Below are 3,788 nucleotides of genomic sequence, written 5' to 3'. Positions count from 1 at the left end.
CCCCCTCAGGATGCGTCCCATGACACCCTCTGCCTCGACCCCACCTCGCCTCAAAACGGGTCAACAACACACCACGCAGGCCCTGTTGGCCGAACACCGGCCGGCGTTGGTCGCGTACGCGGAGAAGCTCCTCGGCGACCGGCACACCGCCGAGGACGTGGTCCAGGAAGTCCTCATCAGGGCCTGGCATCACATGGACCGGCTCATGTGCCGGTCCGGGTCCGTACGTGGCTGGCTCATCACCGTGACCCGGAACCTCGTCATCGACCGTCTGCGCAGTGCGGCCTCGCGCCACGAACTGATCGGCGCTCAGGACACCGATGTCGCCCAGCGCGATCACGCCGACGCCGTGGTCGCCTCGATCGAGACCGCCGCTCTGATGCGGCAACTGCCCCTGGAACACCGGGAGGTGCTGTTCCACACCTATCTCTGCGGTCGTACCGTCCAGGAGACCGCCCGGCTGATGGGGGTTCCGGCGGGTACCGTGAAGTCCCGCCAGCACTACGCCATCAGCAGGCTCAGACGGCGCTTCCACGTCGACAGCCTCGCCCGAGGGGTCACGCGGGGGCGGTGATCCTCAGCCCGAGGAGCGGGAGTTCGACCGTTCCCCCGGCCTCGGCGTGCCAGCGCCAACGGGCGTCAGGGGCTTCCCCGCACACCAGGCCCGTCCAGCCGGCGCCTCCCGGGCCGCACAGTTCGAGGAGTTCCGCGGTCTCCTGCCGGGTAGGGGTACCGGCGACCACCACGACCCCACGCACCGGGCGCCGCACCGCACCCGCGCGGACGGTGCCCGTACCACGCACGTCGCGGGAAGTGGGGTGTCTGTCCGTCCCGGTGGGCTCGCGCAGCGCGGCAGGCAGGGTGAGTCCCGGGCCTCCCCCGGCTCCTTGCCTCAGAGTCACCGGGATCTCCGGACGGCTGCGGGCGAGTTCCGCCAGCAGACCGGTCACGACGGCACGGGCGACCCCGGCATCCCCGGTGACACTCAGCACTCCGTCCAGCCGACTGAGATCCACCAGCACGGGAACCCCGTTCTCATCGACGCCGACCCGTACCGGGCAGGCCGCCGAATCATCGGGAGAACCCGTACGAGCCTCGGTCGTCGCCCCGGCGCCTCGCCCGAGCCAGTCACCCGCCCGGCGGCGCCAGCGGGTCGAGTCGATCCGCTGCCAGGGCGCCGGAGCCTCCGCCGAGGCTTCGAGCCACACCGTCGTCCCGTCGGCGTCCACCCGTACCGCGTGCACCGTTGTGCCCGGACGGCCGCCCTCACCGGCGAACTCCCGCAGCACTCCGTAGGCACGCCGTACGGGACCGGCGTCGGCGGAGAACTCGGCGGAGAGCGCCACACGTCGACGCAGGCGTCGGCGGCGCCGGCCGGGCTCGCCCAGTCTGCGCGCCTGGCGGAGAAACGCCCGCCAGGTGCTCCGCACCCGCCTTCTGGCCAGGATGGCCGCGGTGACCAGCGCGAGCAGCACCGCTCCGGCGACCGCCAGGAGAGCAGGCAGCGGCACGACCACGGCGGCGGACCCGGTCCGTCCCGCCGTGTCGCCGGGAGCCGCGTCCGGTGGCGGGGCGCCGGGTGACGCGCTCTCCTGACCGGCCCCGGTCTCCCGTGCCAGCCGCACGTCCGGTCCTGCGGCGTCCTCGGGAAGCCGCAGGATCCAGCCGGCGTGGAGTGGCTCGCCCGGGGCGGTGAGCGCTCCTCCGTCGGGCTGGGCCAGGCCGCGGTTGAGGGTGAGGATCTCGGCGGCCCGCGAGGCGTCGCCCAGGGTGCGGGCGGCGACCGACGCCAGGGTGTCACCACCGGGAGCCCGCACGACGAACACCTTGACGGGATCGCCCTCCACGGCTGCCACCGGGCCCGTCGTGCCCGCCGTGGTGAGGGCGACGACGAGGGCGATCAGCAGTGCCGTCACGCGCGGGGCGGCCGGTGTCCGCCGCACCCCTCGCGGCCGGCGTGATCCGTTCCTGTCCGCCGCGCCCGTCATGATCGGTCCATCCGTGTCTCCCGGTGTACGTGTCGGCGCTGTGCGCGGCCGGCGCGCCGAACGCCGACTGCCTTCAGCCGGTGACCGGTGGCCGCGCACCGGCACATGTCAGGGGGTACACGGGGCCGCCACGAGAAAGGTTCGCGTTTCTCCCCGGTCGCGGAAGGCCGGTACCCGGGTGAACCTCTCGGGCGGCTGCCTCGTGTACCTGCCGACCAGCGGACGAGCCCCCGGGAGATGCCGTGGCACGACAGCACGACTCCGGCTTCGAGGTCCTCGGTATGTCCGAGGACCCGACGCCCGGCGATCCCACGGAGATCGGCCGTCTGGTGGCTCGCTATCGCGCCATCGGCGAGAGCGCCGAGACGGTCGCCAGGCATCTGGGCAAGGACGGCGCGGTCGAGAAGGGCACCGGTCTCGCCATGGATGCCCTGCGGGCCAAGCTCAGGGATCTGCCCGACAAGATGCGCATGACCAAGGAGTCCTTCTTCGCCGCGGCCGAGGCGTACAAGACGTACGCGATCGCGCTGACGGAGAGTCAGGCGATGGTCGATCGGGCGATGCGTGACGCACAGGAGTTCGCGAGCACCGCCGCCCGCGTGCTGCCGGAGCTGCCACCGGAGTCCACCCAGGAGCAGCGGACGGTCGCGGCACGGCAGCGGGAGCAGGTGTCCGCCGCCCAGGGTGGGCTCAGCGCGGCGAGGCGGCTCGCCGAGGATGCCCGTGGTCTGCGGGAAAGGGCCGCGCGCAGTGCGCAGGACACCCTCGACGACGCCGCGAGCCGGGCCATACCCGAACGGGACTTCTTCAGGAAGGTCGCCGACTTCTTCCAGGACTTCCCGTTCGTGCAGATCCTGCTGTCCATCGTCATCGCGGTGACGTCGATCTTCTTCCCCGTGGTCGGATTCCTTCTGGGACTCGGCACGTTCGTCTTCAATCAGATCGTCGCGGGAAGAAACGGCGCTCTGAAACTCGGCGACCTCCTCATCGGGATCGTCGCCCTGATTCCGGGCGCCGCCGTGCTCAAGGTGGGTGGTGCGGCACTGGCCAGGGTCGCGCCGCTGGGCAAGCTCGTCAACGGCTTCATATCCAAGGGCCGTGGCACCCTCACGGGATTCAAGGACGCCTTCGCCGCGACCCGCGTCGGCGGGGCTCTGCTGGGCAGCACCACGGCACGGATCGGCGGGGACGTCGTCGGGAAGTTCGCGGTGGGGGCACTCACCGAGCTCGCGGTCAAGGGTGCCAACCACGACAAGATCACCGCGGGCAACATTCTGGCCGGTGCGGCGGCGGGTGCGGGGGCCGGCGGCCTCATCCGCGCGGGCGGCGCGCTACGCGACAGGGGTGCGGGGGCGTCCACCCGCACGCCCTCGCCGGACGGTCCCCCGCTGGCCGTCCCGCCCTCAACTCCGAGAACGGCTCCCCGTCCCGTGGTCGACGCGCCCGCCACACCACCCGCACCCACACCCGCGCTCTCGCTCGGTGAGCGCTTCAAGGCCGGGCTCAAGCAACAGGCCGAGTTCCTCGCCCCGGCCGCCGCGGAGTCGGGTGCCAAGGTGGGCGTGGCGGTCGGCGAGGGGACACCGTTGAACGAGGCGGTGGCGGGCGAAGCGGCCAACCTCGTTCCGAAGGCACCCGGGCCGGTGGCACACAGGGGTCTGGAGTCGAGGGCGGACGGACTGGACTCGGCCGGAGTCCTCTGGCCGAGGAACCCGTCCGCCCTCGACTCCAGACCCCTGTGTGCCACCGGCCCGGGTGCCTTCGGAACGAGGTTGGCCGCTTCGCCCGCCACCGCCTCGT

Annotated in this window: 3 protein-coding genes; 2 read left to right on the top strand and 1 reads right to left on the bottom strand. The window is 72.3% G+C overall.

The features are described from left to right. The coding region (locus tag AOK08_RS33560; RefSeq protein ID WP_422125792.1) for a sigma-70 family RNA polymerase sigma factor at positions 1-574 on the top strand (574 nt) is incomplete at its 5' end. On the opposite strand, the gene AOK08_RS33555 is transcribed toward AOK08_RS33560, so the two are convergent. Continuing rightward, positions 558-1,988, bottom strand: coding sequence for a hypothetical protein (locus AOK08_RS33555; RefSeq protein ID WP_157876903.1), 1,431 nt, complete (start codon positions 1,986-1,988; stop codon positions 558-560). The two genes, AOK08_RS33560 and AOK08_RS33555, sit on opposite strands and share 17 nt — an antisense overlap. A gap of 242 nt (positions 1,989-2,230) precedes the next feature. Between AOK08_RS33555 and AOK08_RS33550 the strand changes: the two genes are divergently transcribed. Continuing rightward, positions 2,231-3,788: hypothetical protein (locus tag AOK08_RS33550; RefSeq protein WP_157876902.1), on the top strand; the 1,558-nt coding region annotated here is incomplete at its 3' end.

The organism is Streptomyces graminilatus (assembly GCF_001418565.1).
Lineage (GTDB): Bacteria > Actinomycetota > Actinomycetes > Streptomycetales > Streptomycetaceae > Streptomyces > Streptomyces graminilatus.
The sequence above is the reverse complement of the archived record's forward strand: the minus strand, read 5'-3'. Positions and strand labels throughout refer to the sequence as shown.

Excerpts from the sequence above, each read along its gene's own strand:
- AOK08_RS33555 (WP_157876903.1), bottom strand. The coding sequence starts at position 1,988 with ATGACGGGCGCGGCGGACAGGAACGGATCACGCCGGCCGCGAGGGGTG.